Origin of the sequence: Imperialibacter sp., from assembly GCF_040222815.1 — a bacterium.
In the GTDB taxonomy this organism is placed as follows: domain Bacteria; phylum Bacteroidota; class Bacteroidia; order Cytophagales; family Cyclobacteriaceae; genus Imperialibacter.
The window spans coordinates 16,192-37,909 of the sequence record NZ_JAVKCH010000039.1 but is presented as its reverse complement, the minus strand read 5'-3'; the positions used below and the strand labels follow the sequence as shown (position 1 = coordinate 37,909).

The window sequence follows — 21,718 nt, the reverse complement described above, 5'->3', positions numbered from 1 at the left end:
TTTCAACCTGGAAGTCAGGCAAAAATCCATGGAATTCGCCTGCGCAAGGTCAGGGTTACGGCGAGCCCAACCGAAAACTGTCGTGGCAAAGCATGCACGCCGATGATGGCTCTGGAATGCTGCCCTTTTTCGCCAAGCACTTCTACAAAAAGATCAGAAGCGCCATTGGCCACCTTTGGGGCATCGTCCCAGTCATCGGTACTGCGGTAAAATATGTCGACATGGTTGAGTCCTTCAATATGTTCAAGCTCGAAATATTTATTTATCTGCGCCAACACATTGAGCCCGCACAGGCGCATGGCCTGATAGCCAGCCTCGGTGTCCAGGTCGGCGCCCAGCTTCCCCTGGTAAAGGAATTCTTCATTTTTTATCGGAAACTGTATCGCCACCGACACAAGGTTTCCCCGGGTATTACACGAAGAATAGTTACCACCCGGCGTTGACGGCTCCGGCAGAACAAGCCCCAATTTTTTTACTCTTTTTTCAATGCTGGTCATATCATCTGTTGTTAAAAAATCATTCCCTGCCCGTCTTCGGGTACCAGAAGCTGTCCTCTTTCTGCCTGCGTGGCTGCCTTGTTCCGAAGCTCCTGCCTGGTAAAGGAGTCATGATCCAGGGCTCCTATATGCGTAGCCACCACCTGCGCTTGCGGAGCGTAGTCACAAAGCGTTAACACCTGCTCTGCGTCCATCACCAGAGACTCACTGTCACCAGAAAAAGCTGGCCCGAATACATTGTAGGACCGCAAAAAAGCATTTCCTCCTGCATGACATACAATTATACCTGGGTTGTGTCTGTCGATCACCTGCTGCACTCCATCGTACCAAACCGTATCGCCACACCAGTAAAGAGTCTTCTCTTCCAAATGCCGGAATACAAAACCAGATGCAACGCCCATCAGCGGCAGAATCTCACCTGAGCCATGCTGACAGTCCGTTCGGGTGATGCTCACGCCCTGGATGTCTAACTCCTGAGCAATGGCCCGGGTGTTTCCAAAACCACTTGACTTGAGTGCGGCCAAATCTTCAGGCTGACAAAGAATGGGGGCTTGCCTGGAGAGATTACGTCGAGCTCCGTCATCAAAATGATCAGGATGTAGATGAGAGACAATAATGTAATCAACACCTTCCATCACCTGTTTGATGCTAAATGGCAAATCAACCGTTGGATTTTCAGACCGTCCTGCCAGCGAGGGTTGGCTATGTTTTTCTCCCAAATAAGGGTCAATCAAAAAAGTAATACCGCCATAGCATAACTTCACCGTAGCATTTCGAATAAGCTGTAGTTCCATGTCTCCGTTGTTTTTGACACAAAACTAGCCTCAGGTCAGCCTCCGCCATCTATTCGAAATTGCTAATTAAATTCAAATCGCCTTCCTCTAATCAAAGGGTAAAGAGAGCTAGCCTCCTGAAAGCCAACTTTCTCAGCTACGTCAGTTATAGTCATCTCTCCACTCTTGATATACTCAAGTGCTTTTCTCACCCTCACCTGCTGAATTAGTTTGTGCGGTGTAAACCCAAAGGCCTGTCTGAATACCCGGATAAAATGAAACTTCGACATCAGCACCTCTCTGCTCAGGGCGTCTACCGTAAGAGAGGAGTCACTATACTGACTGAAAATGATATCTCTGCCGATGGCCACTCTTTTGAAAAGCTCAGCTTTTGTCGCACTTTTTTGCGACGGAATCCTCATAGCAGATTTACTGTTTTTGCCAATCAGTCCTCCAATCACATCCATCAACTCTGAGAGGTATTCGTCGCCGTTGTCACGCTGGTAGCTTAGTAGCTTACCTCTAAACAGGGGCTCATTGAAAAAAAGGCGGTTATCAAACAGATAGGGTTCACTGCGTCCTGTCGGGTTGTCAAGCAGCCTCTCATCGTCCAACAGGATACAGGAAAGGAGTTCGTTGTAAGTATCAAAGCCCAGGTGCACATTCATAATGTTCACAGGTAATGAGTCACGAATTGAGAAGCTGAAGTGCTCAAAGGGGTTAACAACACAAATAGTCTCTCTGCAAAACCTGACATCACGGTCTTTTGTGGTAAGCGTCACCAGCCCGTCGGTATTGACAGAAAAAATAGTGAACGAGCTCTCGGGTATCTCCTTCTCGAACACCTGATAATGGCCATTTACTACCACATCGGGCCATTCCAGCACCCGGTTGTCTCCGTTATTGACTTTATTCCTTAGCCGTGTGAGAGTTTCCTGATCCGGACAGCGGTTTGCAACGATCATTTGGAGCAATTTTATTTAATTCAATATTGGTGCCATCGCTTTTAGCGAATCGGTTGAAACAATCTGTGCAAACTCGTCTTTCAAACTTGCTAATGCAGTGGCATGAATGACTCCAGCAGAATACTCGTTTCCGTCGTGTCCGATTTTGTTAAAAGTGGCTGTGGCGTCGTGCACCAAATAGGTTTTGTAGCCCAGGTTACCGGCCATTCTTGTTGTGGTAGAAACACAATGGTCTGTAGTCAACCCCACAATAACCAGGCTGTCAATACCTTTTTCATTCAGTCGCTTTTGCAGGTCGGTGCCAATAAAAGCACTGTTGACACTTTTTTCTACCACAGGCTCTCCAGGTAGCGGCTCCACCAGTTCATTAAAAGCATTGCCCGGGTTGGAAGAGTGTAGCGGCGACCGGGGGTTGGCAGAACAATGTCGAACATGGAAGACTGGCAACTGGTGCTTTCTCCAAATAAAGAGCAGCTCCGATGCATACTGTTCTGCGTTGGGATTGTTTCGCTGTCCACCCCAATACGCAACATCTTCAAAGGCTTTTTGTATGTCGATTAGAATAAGTGCAGGTCTTTGTTCAAAAAGTGATTCCATACTAGTTTTATTTGATATGGAATTTACGGATGAGCCTTGACCAGGGTTTTTCTAAAATCCAGAATCTGTATTAAAATCAGCCTGTCGACTCATCGACGACCGGCATGCAACAATGGCCCTCCTTCAGCCCACAAGGCATAAAAAAAGGCCCATCGACGGGCCTTTCCAATTTTAGTATTTTAATCCTTAACGATACATCACCGCATTCACAGCATCAATCGTCTTCTTTGCGTTGGGCAAAATGAACTCGATCAATGTAGGGGCGTATGGCAGTGGCACATCGAGGTTGGTCACCCTCCTTACTGGCGCATCGAGGTAATCAAAAGCGTAACGCTGTATATGGTAGGTGATTTCTGAAGAAATGGCGGCCAAAGGCCAGGCTTCTTCAACAATCACCAATCTATTGGTTTTCTTTACTGAATTCACCACTGTTTCGTAGTCAATCGGGCGAACACTCATCAGGTCGATAATTTCGGCTGAAACTCCTTCCTGCTGAAGGGCATCGGCAGCTTCGAAAGCCACTTTCATCATTTTGCCAAATGAAACGATGGTTACGTCATTTCCTTCCTTCACCACCTTGGCAGTGCCCAGTGGAATCAGGTATTCACTTTCGGGCACTTCGCCCTTGTCGCCATACATCAGCTCCGACTCCATGAAAATGACGGGATCGTCGTCACGGATGGAAGACTTTAGCAAGCCCTTGGCATCATATGGGTTGGATGGCACCACCACCTTCAAACCAGGAGTGTTGGCGAACCAGTTTTCGAAGTTTTGTGAGTGCTGTGAGCTCAACTGACCTGCATTGCCTGTAGGGCCGCGGAAAACGATAGGCACATTGAACTGCCCACCTGACATCGACATCATTTTGGCAGCACCATTAATGATCTGGTCGATGGCTACCAATGAGAAGTTGAAGGTCATAAATTCTATGATTGGTCGAAGGCCGTTCATAGCGGCACCTACGCCCAGTCCACCAAAACCCAATTCAGCAATGGGTGTGTCGATCACTCTTTCTGGCCCAAACTCATCGAGCATACCCTGGCTTACCTTGTAGGCACCATTGTATTCTGCCACTTCTTCCCCCATCAGGAATATTTTGGGGTCTTTTCTCATCTCTTCGTTCATCGCCTCACGAAGGGCTTCTCTGAATTGTATTTCTCTCATCGTATAGTCTTTCTAACGGCGTGCTAAGTTAATATGGGTTGGTACAAGAAACAACATGGAATTTGATGAATGAGGAATATTGCTCGCAGAGACGCAGAGGCGCTAAGGGAAGAGAATGTTTCCAGCAGAAGCGCAGGAGTATCAGAAGAGGAGATACCTACTCAAAAGTACCGGAGAATCCACAATGAATTGCAATTGGAGCTAAATAAATATCGCCCCAAGCACACTAACACCTTATATATAAGTCAAATGCGCTATTTTGCACTCAAAAAATGAATAAATATGGCAAGACTACACGAAAACGATATTTCCAGAATTATTGTAAATAAACTATATGAAATACACAGTCACCTCGGTCCTGGATTATTCGAGACAGTACATGAGACCATTCTACATCATGAACTGACAGCCGAGGGACTCAAAGTTGAAAAGCAGAAAGCCATACCCGTGGTCTGGAAAGGTATAAAGATGGATCAAGGTTTTCGGGCAGACTTGATTGTGGAGGACAAAGTGATTGTGGAGATTAAATCCATTGAGTCGCTGGCTGACGTGCACAAAAAACAGCTTTTAACCTACCTGAAACTCACGGGGATAAAATTAGGCTTGTTGGTCAACTTCAACGAATCTTTAATAAAAAACGGCATTGTTAGAATTGTCAATAACCTGTAGCACCAACGAAATTCCGTATAAAATCAGCTTTTACTTTGCGCCTCTGCGTCTCTGCGAGCTTTAAATCTGCGAGCTACTAAAACTAGCTGATGGTCGCTCCCGGATTTGTCACCGCATTGGCCTGCAACAGTCTCAGGTTACCCTCTTCGTCCTCTGCCGATAAAATCATACCTTGCGACTCTATACCCATCATTTTGCGGGGAGCCAGGTTGGCCAGCACCACTACCTGCTTTCCTATCAGGTCTTCGGGTTGGTAATGCTTGGCAATGCCACTCAAGATCGTGCGTTTGTCGATGCCCGTGTCGAGCAAAAACTTGAGCAGCTTGTCCGACTTGGGCACTCTTTCGCACTCAAGCACAGTAGCCACTCTCATGTCAAGCTTGGTGAAATCATCATACACTATCTCTTCCTTAAGCCCGGGTACTTCCATTTTTTCTGCTTTTTTTATTTCGCCTGCTTTTTCGGCAGGACTGTTTAGTTTTTTTGTTGCTTCCAGCTTTGCTATCTGAGCCTCCACCACATCGTCTTCTATTTTTTCAAACAGCAGCGTCGGAGCCTCTAGCTGGTGCCCGCCGGGCAAAAGATCACCTTTTCCAAGGTCGCTCCATTTGACTCCACTCTGATTGAACATGCCACCCAATTTGGTGGCAGTAAACGGCAAAAATGGCTCACATACCACCTGGAGTGTGGCCGCTATTTGCAGAGCGACGTTCATGATGGTTTTCACACGCTCTGGGTCTGTCTTGATCAGCTTCCATGGCTCCGTGTCGGCCAGGTACTTATTACCTAACCTCGCCAAATCCATCAATGACGCCAACGCTTCCCGAAATTTGAATTGCTCAATAGAACCAGCAATTACTGCGGGGAATTCCGCCAACTTAGCCAGCGTTTCTTCATCAAACTGAAAGAGCTCTCCCCTCTGAGGCACCCTGCCTTCATAATACTTATGAGTGAGCACCACTGCTCTGTTCACAAAGTTGCCAAAGATGGCCACCAGTTCACTGTTATTTCTTGTCTGGAAATCCTTCCAGGTAAAGTCATTGTCCTTGGTTTCCGGCGCATTGGCGCAAAGCACGTATCGCAACACGTCCTGCTTGCCAGGAAACTCCTCCAGGTACTCGTGCAACCACACTGCCCAGTTGCGGCTGGTACTGATCTTCTGGCCCTCAAGGTTCATAAATTCGTTGGCAGGCACATTGTCGGGCACCACGAAATCGCCGTGCTCCATCAGCATGGAAGGGAAAATGATGCAATGGAAAACGATATTATCCTTGCCTATAAAGTGCACCAAACGGGTATCCTCGTCCTTCCAATATTTCTCCCAATCGTTGGGTTTCAGTTCTTTAGTAGCCGAGATGTAGCCGATGGGAGCATCGAACCAAACGTAAAGCACCTTACCCTCCGTCTCCGGCAAAGGCACTTTCACACCCCAATCAAGATCACGGGTCATCGACCGTGGCTGCAGCCCCTGGTTCAGCCAGCTTTTGCACTGACCAAATACGTTGGTTTTCCACTCGGGGTGACTGTCGACGTACTTCTCAATTTTAGGCTGTAGCTTATCTAGCGGCATGTACCAGTTTTTGGTGGGCTTCAGCACTGGTTTCTCGCCGCTTAGCATGGAGCGGGGATTGCCGAGCTCCTGAGGGCTTAAGGTGCTTCCGCATTTTTCACACTGATCGCCGTAGGCATTTTCGTTGCCGCAAGTAGGGCATGTGCCTACTATATACCTGTCAGCCAAAAACTGATTGGCCTTTTCGTCAAAATATTGCTCGGTGGTTTGTTCTTCAAAAATCCCCTTTTCATAAAGATTAAGAAAAAAATCCTGTGAGGTTTTATGATGAATCTCCCGGCTTGTGCGTGAATAGGTATCGAAGGAAATACCAAACTCAGCAAAGGAGTTTTTGATAATATCATAATACTTATCCACCACAGCCTGAGGGGTTGTTCCTTCATTGCGGGCCTTCAGCGTGATGGGCACGCCGTGCTCATCCGTTCCACTCACAAACACAATGTCCTCCCCCATTGAGCGCATATACCTCACATAGATATCGGATGGGAGATAGCAGCCAGCCAAATGACCTATATGGATAGGCCCATTGGCATAGATCAATGCAGCGGTAACGGTGTGTCTTTTGTAAGTCTTCTTAGCCATTATTCTTGGTTTGGGCTGCAAAGATAGGGGAAAGAGTGAAAGTGTTTAAGTGTTGAGCTGCTAAAGTAGAAGCGAGATCCATCAGAATTGTCTATTTCATTTTTAACGTGACTTAACAACCTATTTGTTAATTTGCGAGTAGGCTAACAACAATAGCTTTGGTAACCACAGAGATATTTCGAAAAATAGCATTGTCTTTTCCGGGAGTGGAAGAAATGCCTCATTTCGACAGAGCTGCCTTCAAAGCCAGGGTAATCTTTGCTACGCTTCATGAAAGCAGCCGCACTGCCAACATCAAGTTCAATGAAGTGGATCAATCGGTTTTTTGCGAATTTGAAAAAGGGGTGTTCCCTGTTCCAAATAAATGGGGGCAACAAGGATGGACTACGTTTGAGCTGGACAAAGTGCCGGAAGAGTTAGTCAAAGATGCACTAGAAACAGCCTACAGGGAAACGCTAAACAAGAAGAAATAGGGTAAACACCTGACTCACCGCTCACTTACCTTGTCTTTTAAATTACTATTTCTTAACATAGCTTCTTTTAGCCATGTTTTATTCGTACCTTTGCGGGCGAATTTCATAAGACATGTCTAATAATATCCGTAATATCGCTATTATAGCGCACGTTGACCACGGTAAAACTACCTTGGTTGATAAAATCATCCACCAGTCCAAGCTTTTCAGGGATAACCAGGAGTCTGGTGACCTCATCCTTGACAATAATGACCTGGAGAGAGAAAGAGGAATTACCATCCTTTCAAAAAATGTATCCATTCGATACAAAGACGTCAAGATCAATATTATTGATACGCCTGGTCACTCCGATTTCGGTGGTGAGGTAGAGCGAGTATTGAAAATGGCCGATGGCGTTCTTTTGTTGGTAGATGCCTTCGAAGGCCCTATGCCACAGACACGCTTTGTGCTTAGCAAAGCACTTGCTCTGGGACTTAAGCCTATCGTAGTGATCAACAAGGTAGACAAAGAGAACTGTCGTCCCGACGAAGTGCATGAGCAAGTATTTGAGTTAATGTACAACCTGGACGCCACTGAAGATCAGCTTGACTTCAGAACTGTTTACGGTTCGTCGAAGCATGGCTGGATGAGCCACGACTGGAAAGAAAAAACAGAGGACATCACAGCATTGCTGGATACCATTCTGGAAGTGATCCCTCCGGCTCCTTTGAGAGAGGGCTTACCCCAAATGCAAATCACTTCTCTGGATTTCAACGCCTACACAGGTCGTATTGCTATCGGTAGAGTATTTCAGGGCAAACTTGTTGAAGGCACCATTATGGGGCTTTGCAAGAAAAACGGAATTGTTAAAAAAGTAAAAATTAAGGAAATCAGTGTATTTGAAGGCCTGGGAAGGCTAAGAGTACCTGAAGTTTCTGCTGGTGATATCTGTGCACTTGTTGGTATTGAAGATTTTGAAATTGGTGACACCATCACAGACGCAGATAATCCACAGCCACTGCCAAGGATATCTATTGACGAGCCTACCATGAGTATGCTCTTTACTATCAACAACTCACCTTTCTACGGAAAAGAGGGCAAATTCGTGACATCACGTCACGTTAGAGATCGCTTGTTCAAGGAAATTGAGAAGAACCTTGCTTTGCGTATTGAAGAGACTACTTCTGAGGATAAATTCCTGGTATATGGCCGTGGTGTGCTTCACTTGTCTATTCTTATTGAAACCATGCGTCGTGAAGGCTATGAGTTTCAGGTAGGTCAGCCACAGGTATTGTTCAAGGAAGTCGACGGCATCCGCAATGAGCCTATCGAGCTTCTGGTAGTCGACGTGCCACAGGAATCTGCTGGTAAGGTGATCGAACTCGCTACGCAAAAGAAGGCTGAGCTTAAGATTATGGAACCAAAAGGCGACCTGCAGCACCTGGAATTTGAGATTCCCGCCCGTGGCATCATTGGCCTGCGAAATAGCGTACTTACTGCTACGCAAGGTGAGGCAATTATGACGCATCGTTTCTTGAGTTACCAACCCTACAAAGGGCCAATACCTGGCAGAATCAATGGTTCTATTATTTCAGTAGACACCGGAAGTGCTACGGCCTACAAAATTGATAAACTACAGGACAGAGGCACTTTCTTCGTTGAAGCGGGAGATGAAGTGTATGGCGGCATGGTGATCGGAGAACACTCGAGAAATAATGACCTTGTGGTCAACATACAGGAGGGTAAAAAACTCACCAACGTAAGGGCATCCGGAACCGACGATAGTGCAAAAATATACCCAAAAAGAAGGTTCTCTTTGGAGGAAGCACTGGAGTACATCAAGAAAGATGAATACGTGGAAGTAACTCCCCTTTCGATCAGGATGAGAAAAATCTATCTTGATGAAAACGAGCGCAAGCGCATGGACGCTAAAATGTCGGAGTAAGGTTCTGCTGAATATTTCGTAAACCGCAAAAGCCAAAAGGCTTAATTTAGGGATAACAAATAAATGTTATCCCTTTATTTTTGTGATGAACTTCGAAAACCTAGACAGCTTATATCGCAGCAGCCCTGGCGCTTACAGGGAGTTGCTTGAGTTTATGTACCAGGAGTTTGAAAAAGCTCAGAGCAAAATAACTTCAAGCATTGAAAAAGGTGATTCTACAGCCTTTTCTCACCTAAAGCATAAGATTTTCTCTACACTCAATACGCTTGAGTATGTGGAGCTCATGGACGCACTTACTCAAGTAACAAGTTTCTATGAAGGCGACAAAAGCCTGAGTGCAAAAGAATTGACATTCAGGGTGAGTGACCTTTTTCAACACCTATTCCATCGCCTTGACGACAAGATAGCCGAGCTAGATGAATTGAAGGTGATGTAATGTTTTGTGAAAGATTCAAGAAAAGACCGTGTCCTAATGGCTTATCACATAACAATTTGAATATCAGCTTTCAATATTTACATATCACAAGCTGCCAGCAGAAACTTCGGGTGAAATTTTCTTCACAAGCCCCTGAAGTACCTTACCCGGACCGCATTCAATGAAATTAGCAGCACCGTCTGCTACCATATTCTGAACCGACTGTGTCCACTTTACGGGAGCCGTAAGCTGTGAAATCAAGTTCTTTTTAATTTCATCAATACTAACCGACCCTTTGGTTGTCACATTTTGATAAACCGGGCATATTGGCTGAGAGAAATGAGTCGCCTCAATAGCGGCAGCGAGCTCTTGTCTGGCTGGTTCCATCAAAGGAGAATGAAACGCCCCGCCAACGGGTAACACCAACGCTCTTTTTGCACCAGCCTCTTTCATTTTCTCGCAAGCAATTTCTATCCCCTTCACAGACCCTGATATAACCAACTGACCCGGGCAGTTATAATTAGCGGGCACTACCACCTCGCCAGTAACTGAAGCGCATACTTCCTCAACCTTTGCGTCGTCGAGGCCAAGCACTGCGGCCATTGTAGATGGCGTAAGCTCACAAGCCTTCTGCATAGCAAGTGCACGTTTGCTTACCAAACGGAGGCCATCCTCAAAAGAGAGGGATTTATTGGCAACAAGTGCCGAGAATTCGCCAAGAGAATGACCAGCTACCATGTCGGGTTTGAAATTATCTGAAACCATCGCCATTATCACCGAATGTATAAAGATGGCCGGCTGGGTGACTTTAGTTTGTTTTAGCTCTTCATCAGAGCCACTGAACATGACATCTGTAATCCTGAATCCCAGTATTTCGTTGGCTTTTTCGAACAACGCTTTTGCCTTTTCATTGGTGTCATACAGCTCCTTGCCCATTCCGGAAAACTGAGCCCCTTGCCCGGGGAAAACATATGCATTCATAAAGGATGTGAGTTGGTTTGAACGAACAAAGCTACAAAGAATATGCAAATGTCAGTTCCTGAAAAGAGGATGTACGGATCACCTGACCAGTTGAACCCAGCCTTTTAACTCTTCCTTCCACTGCTGCTGATCAAGCACATCAAATTCTACCTCGGCCACATAATAGTAAACCCCCGAAGGGAGGTCTATCCCAGCCTCAGTTTGGCCCGCCCAGTTGATAAAAATGGAGCCTTCAACACCACGGGAATTGGTATAGAACACCATCTTTCCTGACCTGTCGTATACTTTGAAGTCGACCGACTTCACAAAACGCATGCACCTCGTTAAGTCAAAATCGGCGATGGTTCCATCATTGTAATAAGGAATGAAAAGGTCATTCTTCCCGTCATTGTTGGGCGTAAAAACGTTGGGCAGCTCGAAATAGGGGCAGTTATCGTTGCATACCGGATTTGTCCACTCACTTTCATTTCCTGACTTGTCCACTGCCGCCACCCTATAGCAGCCCTTGAAAGATTTTAGGTTTTGATGGGTGAAGTCTGTGGTGCTCACCTGAGCAATCAGGTTGTAGGTTCCCTCTTCGCCAAGATCAGAAAAATACACATTGTAACTCACAGCCTCATCCTCACAGTCTAACACGGCTTCCTTTTCCCAAAGTATTCTATTGGAAAAGTCGCTGTCTCCGCAATCGCTGAACTGAGTCTGAGCCTCGCAGGAAAATGCCTCGTCCAGCGCCAGGCTAATCGGCGGGCAGGGCGGCACTTTATCATCCAGGTAGGCGCAGATAATCTGTGACCTGTTGAGGAGCGGAGCAGCGATTGCGGGATTCCCGAAGCTACCCTGGGTGGTTACATAATAGCAGTATTCAGTTTTAGCAACCAGACCCTGATTGTCTACAAAATGAAAATCCCGATCACTTATATCTATCGCAGAAATAAGGTAGAAGCCATCGGGATCGACCACGTCTACATTATTTCGGTAGATAAAATGCTTCGGGAATTCCTCTGAGTTGTTTGACCAGGGAACATCAAACGTCCAGTTGACATCAATACTTGTACTGTCTGACTTCAGTTCAAGCCTGACGGTAGAGGCAGCCGACGAAGCGCCAACAACCCGACCGCTGTCACCCAAATGACGGACAAAATAGTTGTAGGGAAGATCGACTGTGTTCAACCCCTGATCGACCCAGGTTGTATCCTGCGTTGTGCCAAGGCTTACTATTTCATCATCGCCACTGAGGCCTTTTGCTCTTAACACTTCATAGGTATAAGGCGGGGGGAAGTCAGCCTTATCAATATCGAATGGAGATCTCCATGATATATTTACTCTCCCGTTTTCAACTGAAGTAGCATCTACATCTACATGCGTAATCACTGGTGCGTCAGCTCTGGCGATAGCGCAAGCTTCCGCAGATACATAGGAAAGGCCGCCCTCCGGCTCGTAAAAAGAAGCGACTAACCGATAGCAATAAGAAGCTCCCGGATCTAACCCGGCTCCCAGGTTGTCGTCTGCGTACCCAAGAGCACCGGCGTCAACTACATCGATCAGCTCGTAACCGGCATACGTCGGCATGCCTACCTCACAGTTGGCTGGGGTAAAGTCGTAACTCTCCACCCGTCGCCAAATTTCCAGCAATTCAGCATTGGAGCAGGTGTACTCATCCCACGACAGTCTGACTGTTCCATCGGACTCAGCGCCTGCCGCAAGCCCTGTTGGTGCTGGCGCCACTACGGTGATGTTCCAGGTGTCAAAGTCCACAAGCTTTGCGCCACCATCGGCGGGCTCGTCTGTCACTTTGAAACGAATTTCATATGGCCGCTGCCGAACATGGCTGCAAGCAGTCTGCCACATGAAATTCAATGTGCCGGGAGTTTGTTGATAAACCGGTGGGGCTGGAGAAAATGAAGCATTGCCGCTCGAAAATTCAAAAGGACCTCCAAAAGCTTCCATCAAAACCCTCATTCCTTCAGGGTCAATACCAGTGACCTGGTCTTGAATGAATGTGCCGGCCTCTACACAAATATCTTCCGGCACAATTAAATCCGGGGGCCTGTTGTCCGACTCCTCTACTATAATTTGCATGTCCCGTGTTACCTGGCCCAGAAGCTTCCACTCACCAAAAAACAGGCGCCATTCTTCCACAATAAATGCAATGTTGTATTCGCCAGCCATCCCTGGCGCATCCCAAACAAGGTCGCCACTTATGGGGTCAAGTGTAAATGATGGAATGCTGTCCTGGTCTTGGTTAGCCGCAAAATAATCCCTGCCTTCGTAAAAAATTCTATTGTTAGGAATCCGATAGTTAAAAACAGAATCAAATCGGTTTCGCTTTGGGTACCACATCCTGTAGGCCAGGCTATCACCGTCCTGATCGAAGGCTCCCGGGTTGTGAACAAAACGTGCACCTACGACAGCATGGTCTACCGGAGGCACCAACAGCACGGGGCTGCTATTCAGCTTGTAAGCTGGGTCTATTGCCAGCACGGTTTCAATGTAAAAGGGAGTCTCCACTGAGCGCACCATGTTGAGAACACCCGCATTTCGATTACTTTCCTGGTAGCTGATGGTATAGCCACCTGGTGCCGGGTATGTGTAAGTAAACACAAACCTGTTAAAAGCCACATCATCGCCCAACGGAATGGTTTCCTTGGGAGCCAGGTTTTTCAATGCATAAACTGATCCGTCCCCCATACTGATATTCCCCTCCCCAAACTGAATCGGCGAGCCGGTGTCTGTGTAGGCGATGACAGTTATTTCGTAGGTATGAGCACCGTTGGAAATACGCCTGGCGGTGATCTCGCCTGCCCGGATGTGGGTAGCAAATGTCGCTGTGCAGGAAAAAAGCAACAAAAGAAATACCGGTAATAGTCTTCTCATTAGCTGGAATTACTTAAGTGACTAACTCATGTAATAACAACTCAACGAGGATTTACCGTTAATTATCTCTTCCTTTTAACGTGCATTTTCAAGCAGGTACGCTCTCTACAAACCGCTTCTTAAGTCCTGGCTCCGGCATACGGCATTGATCTCTCTTACCAAACCATTTGTATCTGTTGGCTGCTACAAAATCGTAAATGAAGTTTCTCAGAAAGACAGGCACAATTCTGAAAACATACAAAACAGGCCAAAGCCCCCTTAATTGTCTGCTAATTTCAAGTGCCGCCCGGCTCTTCTTGTAAAGCACACCATTCCGCCAAAGCATCACACTTTCAAGCTTTGCATCGGTTATACCCTGACTGCGCAACAGCACCTGCCCTGCCTCCGACTGAAGAGAAGCAAAGGAAAAAATGGCCTTTCTGTCTCTTTCAATCACGAAATTGACTGAAGAGTTGCAGAGATTGCACACGCCGTCAAAAAGGATCAGGTTGTCGGGAATGCCTGCTATTTCATGATCTGCACCCATCCCTTATACTGTTTATTCATTTGTTTAGGATCCAGCACGTCAAACGTTACGTCAGCAGTGTAGAAATAAACACCCGATGGAAGCTCCGAGCCTTCGTTGGTACGACCATCCCAATCAATCAGGATGCTGTTCTCCACGCCCGCAGAAGTGAAGTTGTAGATAGCGTTACCTGCCCTATCGAATACAGTAAATACCACGGCATCAACAAACCGAATACATTTCGCCCTGTCGAAACCTGTGATCGTTCCGTCGTCGTAGAAAGGCCTGAATACATCATTCCTGCCGTCGCCATTGGGGGTAAATACATTTGGCAGTTCAAAATAAGGGCAATTGTCGTTGCAAACGGCCTCGCTCAGCTCACTTTCATTGCCAGATCGGTCTACGGCCGAGATTTTATAACAACCCTTAAACGAAGCCAGGTCAACGTGACGATAGGTAGTAGTAATAACGTTATCAATCAGGTTAAAGGAGCCCTCAGCACCAGTTTCGCTAAAATAAATATTGAAGCTTCTTACGTCGTCCTCGCATCCATCGGAGGAATCCTTTTCCCAGCTCAGTTTGTTGCTAAAGGCGCTAAAATCGCAAGACTGGCTTTGAAGCACTGCATCACAGCTAAAGCTTTCGTCAAGCACAAAATTTACAGGGTCACAAGGCGGCGTCTTATCATTGGGTTGACCGCATATAATTTGCGAACTATTGATCAGCGGCTCAGCCAGCGCATCGTTACCATAAGAGCCCTGGGTGGTTACATAATAACAATATTCCAGGTTTTCGTTTAACGGCACTCCGTTGAACGATCCATCGTCCCAAAAATAGAAGCCCTCTTCGTTGACGTCCACAGAGGCAATTTGAACAAGCTGGCCTGGGTCATTCTCATCTACCCTGTTGCGATAAATGTAATGAATCGGGTAGTCCTGAGTGTTGTTCGACCAGGGCACATCTGCATCCCAGGTCAATTCTATAGATTGCAACAATGGCTTTAGTTCCAGCCTCACCTGAGAAGCTACACCAGAAGTATCGATCAACCCTCCCTGGGTATCCACCAGATGAACCCTGTAATTATAGGTTACATCCCTGGTGTTCAACCCATTATCCAAAAACACCGTATCGTTAGCAATCACCCCAAGGCTTATGATGTTCTTTTCTCCTTGTAGCTCTTCGGCTCTGAACAATTCATAATTATATGGAGGCGGAAAACTAGCCTGATCAATTTCAATCGGAGGACTCCACCTTACCTCTATTTCGCCTGCTTCTACTGACGTGGCCTTCACATCCACATTCATAATAACCGGAGCATTTATTTCGAGAATACCGCAGGCCTCTGCTGACGCATAAGAGACCCCACCGCCCGGGGTAGGAAACACAGCCACCAGCCGGTAACAGTAGTTGGCCGCCACATCCAGTTTTTGGCCTTTGTTGTCGTCAGTGTACGAGCGGGCGCCGTCATCCACCACATCAATAAGCTCATACCCGGCATAGTCAGGCATGCCCACTTCACAGTCTATGGGCGTAAAATCGTAACTGTCGACCCGCCTCCATATCTGTATATACTCAGCATTGGCACATTCATAGGCATCCCATTCAAGCGCTATGACCTTGTCAGGTTTTATTGTTGCCGTTAACCCGGTAGGGGCCGGTGCCACCACGGTGATGTTCCAGGTTTTGAAATCCACAAGCTTTGGGCCTGCGTTTGGCGGTGGGTGAGTATCCACCACCTTGAACTGCACCTCATAGGGCCTGTCACGCACATGACCACACACCGTTTGCCATGTAAAATTCAGAGTTCCTGGCGACGGCTGATAGGCCGGTGGAAACGGAGAAAAGGTGGCTGGAGACCCAAGAAACTCGAAAGGACCGCCATAGGCCTCAAGTATTACGGGAAGCCCATCCGGATCGATGCCAAAAATATCTTCTTCTATTAGTGTACCCGCCTCAACGCAGATATCTTCAGGCACAATGACTTCCGGACGTTCATTCTCAGAATCTTCAATAATGATCTGCATATCCCTGGTTACATACCCCAATTTTACCCAGGTGCCCAACACATTTCGCCACTCTTCCACAATAAAGGCTACGTTGTATTCGCCTCTCAATCCAGGCGCATCCCACACAAGATTGCCCGAAACAGGGTCGAGCGAAAAGGTAGGAGGGCCGTCTTGGTTTTGATTAGCGGTAGCGTAGTCTACCTTGGTATAAAACTTAGGATCGATGGGGCTTCTGTAGTCAAATACTGTATCGTTATAATTTCTTTTGGGTACTGATATCCTGTATGAAAGGCTGTCTCCATCGGGGTCGTAGGCACCAGGGTTGTGGATGAAGGTGGCACCAACTGCACCCCTGTCGACGGGTGGCACCAGCAATACAGGCGTATTGTTGAGTCCATAAAAAGGGTCGATGATCAGCTGCGTCTCAGTATAAAATGGAGTTTCCACACTGTTGGCCATATTCACCACACCAGCGTTACGATAAAACTCTCTGAAACGAACTGTATAAACACCAGGTGCCTGATAGGTATGGCGAATGGTAAACACATTTGACGCCACTTCGTCACCCAAATTGATGGTGACAACAGGGTCGGCTTCCGATTCAACATTCAGCACCGTTCCATCACCAAAATCAATATCACCCCCGCCAAATTTCACCGTCGAACCGGTATCTGTATATCCAATGATTGAGAATTCGAACTCGAGGCTGGAATTAGAGATTCTGCGGGCGATAATCTCACCGGCCCTGATGTGGGTGGCAGATACATTTGAAGTGGACGACAGAAGAAAGATCAGCCCTGCACTTAGCGTCAGTATTAACTTTTTCAACATAGGTTGTTGTCGACGGGTTTCTATCAACCAAGTAAACACTTGTTTCATGTGTATAATTCGTTTTTCAGCGGCCACATGGAATAGCTACAGATTCGAAATGAAATTTGCCTTTACAACAGCATTATTCATTTTCGCTGTATATGCTATTCCTTATGGCTATTTCATCTAAACGGTTGCAAGTATTTTTTTGTATTACTCTTTTATAAATCTCGAATAACAAATTTGCTGGCCCAGATAGGTGCGAAGCAAATAAATTCCTCCAGGTAGGTCTTCAGTGTTCAAGGTAGCCAAATTACCATTAATGGGAATGCCGGTTTTTAAAATACTTTGCCCGGCGGCATTAATAAGCTCTATTTCCTGCACTTTATTCAGATTCAGTTCTGGAAATTGAATGGTCATGGTGCCAGCCACGGGATTGGGATAAGTACGTAAAACGACCACATCCTTCGGGCTGTCGACTGCATTTATAACATACTCTTCGCCGGTTGGATTAACAGCAAACGATTTGACAGTTTTAAAAGGATTGAGTCTGTTTAAGCTGCGAGCCGCCAGCACAAAGTAGACGGGTTTAGTAGCCGACTGAGGCACTGTTACAGCCCCACTGAAGCTAGTCCCCCCGGGAACGGTGTCTGTAAGCTGATGTCCGCTGATGTCCACTCCATCCATGCTTATTGAGCCACTAGAGTAAAAGCTCCATTCAAGCGTATCTGAAGCCATTTCTTCGTAACCAGCCGTAAAATCAATCTGTCCATTTGATGCAACTTGATAGTCAAAATCGATATTGGGGGGTAGCATGTCACTTTCCACATTGATAATTTGTAAGTCGACCGTAGTTTCGCTCAGCTTGTGGACTTCACCGTCCACTTTTCTGTATTCAATGACTTTGTAAGCGATGCCAAACTCTCCGGCAAGTTCAGGGGTATCCCAGGTCAGCTGACCACTAAGCTTGTCGAGTTTTAAAACAGGTGTTTCGCCACGGTTTTCTCCAGCATAAAACGAAATATCATTTGGCCATCGGTAGCTATACACTTCCTCAGCAAAATCTCTCAAAGGCACAGCCAAACTATAGACAAGGCTATCACCCTGCTCGTCTTTGCTACTAACGGAACTGAAAAAACGACTTCCGGCCCTGGAAAAAACAGCTGGAAAAACACCCAACTCCGGAGTGGAATTGGCGCCAAAGAAAGGATCAACGATCACTTGGGTGGAGACAAAGAACGGCGTCTCTACAGAATTCATCATATTTGTGATGCCGGCATTGCGATAAAATTCGTTAAACATGACAGTGTAAGCACCCGGTGCCTGGTAGGTGTGGCTAATGGTATATTTGGTAAGCGAAGTTTCGTTACCAAGAAAGATGGTTTCACGACTATCAGCGCTTTCCTCAAGGCTAATAGTTGTTCCATCTCCAAAATCTATTCCTTGGCCCCCAAACCCAACGGTGGAGCCTGTGTCAGCAAATCCAATCACCTCAAACTTATAGGTCAATGATCCGTTACCGGACACCACCCTGATGTAGCCACCCCTGATATGGCTGGCAAACAGGCAACTGTGAGAACCCAACAGGAAAGCTGCAAAGCAAGCGATGACTTTCATAAGGTCTATTTTAGATAAAACAATTCCATTTTACGACTGGTTGTAGCCCGGGTAATCAATCAATAAACAACGAACCAGGAGCTTCCCCCAATGGATAAATTTAGAAGCGTTCAAAATAGGACAGGCGGATTGGTAAAGTGCCGCTCGGGAATTACCTTTGGCTGGTTCTATTTAAAACGTTTGTGTAATACAAAAAACATATGAGTTGGTTAACTGATTCACTAAAAAGCAGCATCTTCCGAAAGCTCCTTATGGCGCTCACCGGGCTTTTCCTCATTCTGTTCCTCACTGTTCATCTTGCAGGAAATATCCAGTTAATTTTTAACGACGAAGGGCAGGCGTTTAATATCTATGCGCACACAATGGCTCATAATCCTTTTATCCAATTGGTATCCAAATTCAACTTTGCCTTTATTGTCATTCACGTCATTTACTCCATTTGGCTTTCGAGGATAAACAAGACAGCCAGGCCTGTGAAATATGGTTTTTCCGCTGCCAGCACCAACAGTCCATGGACATCCCGCAACATGGGTATTCTGGGTACACTGATATTGGTTTTTCTGGTCATCCATTTGAAAGGATTTTGGTGGGAATTCAAAAACGACAGCATTCCTATGATCACGTATGACGGCGAAACAATGCCCAATGTGTTTCTGGTTGTGAAAGCGGCTTACAGCAATATATGGTATGCAGCAGTGTATGTGGTGAGCATGTTCTTTGTAGGCTTTCACCTGTCTCACGGATTTGCCAGTGCGTTTCAAACGCTGGGCCTCAATCATGTGAAATACACACCGGCCATCAAGGCTATCGGTAAAGGCTATGCCATTATCGTTCCGGCCGTGTTTGCCCTTATTCCAATCCTTATTTACATCAAGAGTTTAGGTTAATCATCATCGATATATGAAGCTAGATTCCAAAATACCTGCAGGCCCACTGGCTGAGAAATGGACCAAACATAAATTCAATGTGAAGCTGGTTAACCCGGCCAACAAGCGTAAATATGACGTGATTGTGGTAGGTACCGGCCTGGCTGGTGCCTCAGCTGCAGCCTCATTGGCCGAGCTCGGCTACAATGTGAAGTCTTTTTGCTTTCAGGACAGCCCAAGGAGGGCTCACAGTATCGCAGCCCAGGGTGGTATCAATGCCGCCAAAAACTATCAAAATGATGGTGACAGCGTATTCCGGCTTTTCTACGACACCATTAAAGGCGGTGACTACAGAAGCCGTGAAGGCAATGTTCACAGGCTTGCTGAGGTGAGTGTCAACATCATAGATCAGTGCGTAGCTCAGGGAGTTCCTTTCGCTCGTGACTATGGTGGGCTCCTTTCCAACCGTTCATTTGGTGGCGCTCAGGTGTCACGCACCTTTTATGCCAAAGGCCAGACAGGCCAGCAGCTTTTACTTGGTGCCTATAGCGCTTTGAGCCGTCAGGTAGCGAATGGCAAGGTGAAGATGTACCCACGCACAGAAATGCTTGACCTGGTAATGGTAGATGGCAAGGCACGTGGTATTGTAGCACGAAACCTGATTACAGGCGAAATAGAGTCACACAGTGCCCACGCAGTATTGCTTTGTACAGGTGGCTACGGCAACGTCTTCTTCCTTTCTACCAACGCCATGGGCTCCAACGTAACCGCTGCCTGGCGAGCGCACAGAAAAGGTGCGTTGTTTGCCAACCCCTGCTTCACTCAGATTCACCCCACCTGTATCCCCGTTCATGGCGACTTCCAGTCGAAGCTTACGCTGATGTCTGAATCACTACGCAACGACGGTCGTGTGTGGGTGCCAAAAGACAAAGCAACGGCTGAGAAAGTGAGGAAAGGAGAAGTAAAACCTGCCGACATCGCTGAAGCAGATCGTGACTACTACCTGGAAAGAAAATATCCTTCATTTGGCAACCTCGTTCCCCGTGACGTGGCCTCAAGAAATGCCAAAGATGTGTGTGATGATGGCAAAGGGGTGGGATCTACCGGCCTCGCCGTATACCTCGATTTTAAAGACGCTATAAAAAGAGACGGAGAAGACACCATCCGGGCAAAGTATGGCAACCTCTTCGATATGTATGAGCAGATTGTTGGGGAAAACCCTTACAAAACGCCAATGATGATTTACCCGGCGGTGCACTATACAATGGGTGGCCTTTGGGTAGACTACAACCTTCAGACAAACGTACCCGGGCTCTATGCACTTGGAGAAGCCAACTTCTCTGACCACGGGGCCAACAGGCTTGGCGCATCGGCGCTAATGCAGGGGCTGGCCGACGGTTATTTTGTAATTCCCTATACCCTGGGCGACTACCTGGCACAAAACCCTGCTGACAAAATATCAACAGATCACCCAGCATTCAAAGAAGCTGAAACTGGCGTCAAAAGCCAGATTGAAAAACTTCTTTCTATCAATGGCAAAAAGCCTGTGGATCAGTTCCACAAGGAGCTTGGGCACATTATGTGGGACTACTGTGGCATGTCGAGAACTGCGGAAGGCTTGAAGAAGGCTAAGAAAATGGTGCAGGAGCTGAGAGATGAGTTTTGGAAGGATGTGAAAGTTGTGGGCACAAGCGACGAGCTGAACATGTCGCTGGAAAAGGCCAACAGAGTGGCTGACTTCCTGGAGCTTGGCGAGCTGATGATAGACGACGCACTGAATCGCAACGAATCTTGTGGCGGACACTTCAGAGAAGAATACCAAACTGAAGAAGGAGAAGCCAAGAGAGATGATGAAAACTACTCATACGTAGCTGCCTGGGAATACAATGGCCCGGGTAAAGCTACTTTGCACAAAGAGGATCTTGTGTTTGAGAATGTCAAATTAACTCAGCGCAGCTACAAGTAAGAATTAGTTATTCGATTTAGGTGATTAGTTAATCGGACATCTTGGCAAATTTAAAATCATTCGAAGAATTGGAATGCTGGAAAGCAGGAAAGGAACTGAGGGTTTTTGTTAGTAAACTCGCAAAACGGTTTCCAATGGATGAACTGTACGCATTAACAAGTCAGATAAAAAGATCATCACGATCGGTAACCAATAACATTGCAGAGGGATATGGAAGATTTCACTTTCAGGAAAATATTCAGTTTTGCCGACAAGGCAGGGGGTCACTATACGAAACTTTGGATCACTTATTAATTGCCAAAGAAGAAGAATATATAGATGAGCCTGACTTAATTGCTGGCAGACAGTTGATCGAAAAAACGACCACCATACTGAATGGGTACATAAAATATTTATCGGAGGCCAAAAAGAAATCGTTATAGGTTGATACAGAACCAACTAACAAATAACTTTTAACCATTAAC

The 21,718-nt window shown here is 46.5% G+C and carries 19 protein-coding genes; 8 read left to right on the top strand and 11 right to left on the bottom strand.

Annotated elements, in window-relative coordinates; all coding sequences use genetic code 11:
* Positions 1-14 precede the first annotated feature (14 nt).
* The 5 genes from RIF36_RS18920 to RIF36_RS18900 all read right to left on the bottom strand — a co-directional run bounded on the left by RIF36_RS18920 (position 15) and on the right by RIF36_RS18900 (position 3,996).
* Complete coding sequence (locus tag RIF36_RS18920) at positions 15-497, bottom strand: RidA family protein (RefSeq protein ID WP_350070246.1); 483 nt, start codon at positions 495-497, stop codon at positions 15-17.
* Positions 498-508: 11 nt separating this feature from the next.
* A complete protein-coding gene (locus tag RIF36_RS18915) occupies positions 509-1,291 on the bottom strand; it encodes an MBL fold metallo-hydrolase (RefSeq protein ID WP_350129383.1) in 783 nt (260 codons plus the stop codon).
* A 62-nt stretch (positions 1,292-1,353) separates the two neighbouring features.
* Positions 1,354-2,235 carry a helix-turn-helix transcriptional regulator gene (locus RIF36_RS18910; RefSeq protein WP_350129386.1) on the bottom strand — a complete coding sequence of 294 codons (882 nt, stop codon included), beginning with the start codon at positions 2,233-2,235 and terminating at the stop codon, positions 1,354-1,356.
* Between the two features lie 15 nt (positions 2,236-2,250).
* On the bottom strand, positions 2,251-2,832 hold the full coding sequence (locus RIF36_RS18905) for a cysteine hydrolase family protein (RefSeq protein WP_350070254.1): 582 nt from the start codon (positions 2,830-2,832) through the stop codon (positions 2,251-2,253).
* A gap of 186 nt (positions 2,833-3,018) precedes the next feature.
* Complete coding sequence (locus tag RIF36_RS18900) at positions 3,019-3,996, bottom strand: pyruvate dehydrogenase complex E1 component subunit beta (protein ID WP_350129389.1); 978 nt, start codon at positions 3,994-3,996, stop codon at positions 3,019-3,021.
* A gap of 69 nt (positions 3,997-4,065) precedes the next feature.
* Between RIF36_RS18900 and RIF36_RS18895 the strand changes: the two genes are divergently transcribed.
* The gene (locus tag RIF36_RS18895; protein ID WP_350129391.1) at positions 4,066-4,272 is read left to right on the top strand and encodes a hypothetical protein; all 207 of its coding nucleotides are present in this window, start codon (positions 4,066-4,068) and stop codon (positions 4,270-4,272) included.
* Between the two features lie 6 nt (positions 4,273-4,278).
* Entirely contained in the window at positions 4,279-4,665 is a 387-nt protein-coding gene (locus tag RIF36_RS18890; protein ID WP_350129394.1) for a GxxExxY protein, read from the top strand.
* Between the two features lie 82 nt (positions 4,666-4,747).
* Here RIF36_RS18890 and metG read toward each other — a convergent pair whose 3' ends face one another.
* Positions 4,748-6,817: a methionine--tRNA ligase gene (metG, locus tag RIF36_RS18885; RefSeq protein WP_350129397.1), complete on the bottom strand. Its 2,070-nt coding sequence runs from the start codon at positions 6,815-6,817 to the stop codon at positions 4,748-4,750.
* A 158-nt stretch (positions 6,818-6,975) separates the two neighbouring features.
* On the opposite strand from metG, the gene RIF36_RS18880 reads away from it, so the two are divergent.
* The 3 genes from RIF36_RS18880 to RIF36_RS18870 all read left to right on the top strand — a co-directional run bounded on the left by RIF36_RS18880 (position 6,976) and on the right by RIF36_RS18870 (position 9,650).
* Positions 6,976-7,290 (top strand): MmcQ/YjbR family DNA-binding protein, encoded by a 315-nt coding sequence (locus RIF36_RS18880; protein WP_350129400.1) that lies wholly within the window; start codon positions 6,976-6,978, stop codon positions 7,288-7,290.
* A gap of 112 nt (positions 7,291-7,402) precedes the next feature.
* Complete coding sequence (gene typA, locus RIF36_RS18875; RefSeq protein ID WP_350070275.1) at positions 7,403-9,214, top strand: translational GTPase TypA; 1,812 nt, start codon at positions 7,403-7,405, stop codon at positions 9,212-9,214.
* Positions 9,215-9,299: 85 nt separating this feature from the next.
* Positions 9,300-9,650: a hypothetical protein gene (locus RIF36_RS18870; RefSeq protein ID WP_350085854.1), complete on the top strand. Its 351-nt coding sequence runs from the start codon at positions 9,300-9,302 to the stop codon at positions 9,648-9,650.
* Positions 9,651-9,734: 84 nt separating this feature from the next.
* Here RIF36_RS18870 and fabD read toward each other — a convergent pair whose 3' ends face one another.
* The 5 genes from fabD to RIF36_RS18845 all read right to left on the bottom strand — a co-directional run bounded on the left by fabD (position 9,735) and on the right by RIF36_RS18845 (position 18,422).
* Positions 9,735-10,610 carry an ACP S-malonyltransferase gene (gene fabD, locus RIF36_RS18865; RefSeq protein ID WP_350129403.1) on the bottom strand — a complete coding sequence of 292 codons (876 nt, stop codon included), beginning with the start codon at positions 10,608-10,610 and terminating at the stop codon, positions 9,735-9,737.
* A 78-nt stretch (positions 10,611-10,688) separates the two neighbouring features.
* Positions 10,689-13,484, bottom strand: a complete 2,796-nt coding sequence (locus RIF36_RS18860; RefSeq protein ID WP_350129406.1) for a T9SS type B sorting domain-containing protein — start codon at positions 13,482-13,484, stop codon at positions 10,689-10,691.
* Positions 13,485-13,572: 88 nt separating this feature from the next.
* Complete coding sequence (locus RIF36_RS18855) at positions 13,573-14,010, bottom strand: thiol-disulfide oxidoreductase DCC family protein (protein ID WP_350129410.1); 438 nt, start codon at positions 14,008-14,010, stop codon at positions 13,573-13,575.
* Positions 13,989-16,826, bottom strand: a complete 2,838-nt coding sequence (locus RIF36_RS18850; RefSeq protein WP_350129413.1) for a T9SS type B sorting domain-containing protein — start codon at positions 16,824-16,826, stop codon at positions 13,989-13,991. Before RIF36_RS18850 ends, RIF36_RS18855 begins: the two co-directional genes overlap by 22 nt.
* Positions 16,827-17,018: 192 nt before the next feature.
* Complete coding sequence (locus tag RIF36_RS18845) at positions 17,019-18,422, bottom strand: T9SS type A sorting domain-containing protein (protein ID WP_350129416.1); 1,404 nt, start codon at positions 18,420-18,422, stop codon at positions 17,019-17,021.
* A gap of 200 nt (positions 18,423-18,622) precedes the next feature.
* Between RIF36_RS18845 and RIF36_RS18840 the strand changes: the two genes are divergently transcribed.
* From RIF36_RS18840 to RIF36_RS18830, 3 genes are read left to right on the top strand one after another with little or no spacing between them, the layout of a single operon-like run.
* On the top strand, positions 18,623-19,309 hold the full coding sequence (locus RIF36_RS18840; RefSeq protein ID WP_350070295.1) for a succinate dehydrogenase cytochrome b subunit: 687 nt from the start codon (positions 18,623-18,625) through the stop codon (positions 19,307-19,309).
* Positions 19,310-19,322: 13 nt separating this feature from the next.
* Entirely contained in the window at positions 19,323-21,254 is a 1,932-nt protein-coding gene (locus RIF36_RS18835) for a fumarate reductase/succinate dehydrogenase flavoprotein subunit (protein ID WP_350129419.1), read from the top strand.
* Between the two features lie 41 nt (positions 21,255-21,295).
* Positions 21,296-21,676, top strand: a complete 381-nt coding sequence (locus RIF36_RS18830) for a four helix bundle protein (RefSeq protein ID WP_350149513.1) — start codon at positions 21,296-21,298, stop codon at positions 21,674-21,676.
* Positions 21,677-21,718 lie beyond the last annotated feature (42 nt).

Bases quoted from the DNA above. Each gene is read 5' to 3' on its own strand.
- RIF36_RS18895 (WP_350129391.1), top strand. From the start codon at position 4,066: ATGAGGAATATTGCTCGCAGAGACGCAGAGGCGCTAAGGGAAGAGAAT.
- typA (WP_350070275.1), top strand. From the start codon at position 7,403: ATGTCTAATAATATCCGTAATATCGCTATTATAGCGCACGTTGACCAC.
- RIF36_RS18840 (WP_350070295.1), top strand. From the start codon at position 18,623: ATGAGTTGGTTAACTGATTCACTAAAAAGCAGCATCTTCCGAAAGCTC.
- RIF36_RS18900 (WP_350129389.1), bottom strand. From the start codon at position 3,996: ATGAGAGAAATACAATTCAGAGAAGCCCTTCGTGAGGCGATGAACGAA.
- RIF36_RS18835 (WP_350129419.1), top strand. From the start codon at position 19,323: ATGAAGCTAGATTCCAAAATACCTGCAGGCCCACTGGCTGAGAAATGG.
- metG (WP_350129397.1), bottom strand. From the start codon at position 6,817: ATGGCTAAGAAGACTTACAAAAGACACACCGTTACCGCTGCATTGATC.
- RIF36_RS18860 (WP_350129406.1), bottom strand. From the start codon at position 13,484: ATGAGAAGACTATTACCGGTATTTCTTTTGTTGCTTTTTTCCTGCACA.
- RIF36_RS18910 (WP_350129386.1), bottom strand. From the start codon at position 2,235: ATGATCGTTGCAAACCGCTGTCCGGATCAGGAAACTCTCACACGGCTA.
- RIF36_RS18905 (WP_350070254.1), bottom strand. From the start codon at position 2,832: ATGGAATCACTTTTTGAACAAAGACCTGCACTTATTCTAATCGACATA.
- RIF36_RS18870 (WP_350085854.1), top strand. From the start codon at position 9,300: ATGAACTTCGAAAACCTAGACAGCTTATATCGCAGCAGCCCTGGCGCT.
- fabD (WP_350129403.1), bottom strand. From the start codon at position 10,610: ATGAATGCATATGTTTTCCCCGGGCAAGGGGCTCAGTTTTCCGGAATG.
- RIF36_RS18920 (WP_350070246.1), bottom strand. From the start codon at position 497: ATGACCAGCATTGAAAAAAGAGTAAAAAAATTGGGGCTTGTTCTGCCG.
- RIF36_RS18850 (WP_350129413.1), bottom strand. From the start codon at position 16,826: ATGTTGAAAAAGTTAATACTGACGCTAAGTGCAGGGCTGATCTTTCTT.
- RIF36_RS18855 (WP_350129410.1), bottom strand. From the start codon at position 14,010: ATGGGTGCAGATCATGAAATAGCAGGCATTCCCGACAACCTGATCCTT.
- RIF36_RS18915 (WP_350129383.1), bottom strand. From the start codon at position 1,291: ATGGAACTACAGCTTATTCGAAATGCTACGGTGAAGTTATGCTATGGC.
- RIF36_RS18845 (WP_350129416.1), bottom strand. From the start codon at position 18,422: ATGAAAGTCATCGCTTGCTTTGCAGCTTTCCTGTTGGGTTCTCACAGT.
- RIF36_RS18890 (WP_350129394.1), top strand. From the start codon at position 4,279: ATGGCAAGACTACACGAAAACGATATTTCCAGAATTATTGTAAATAAA.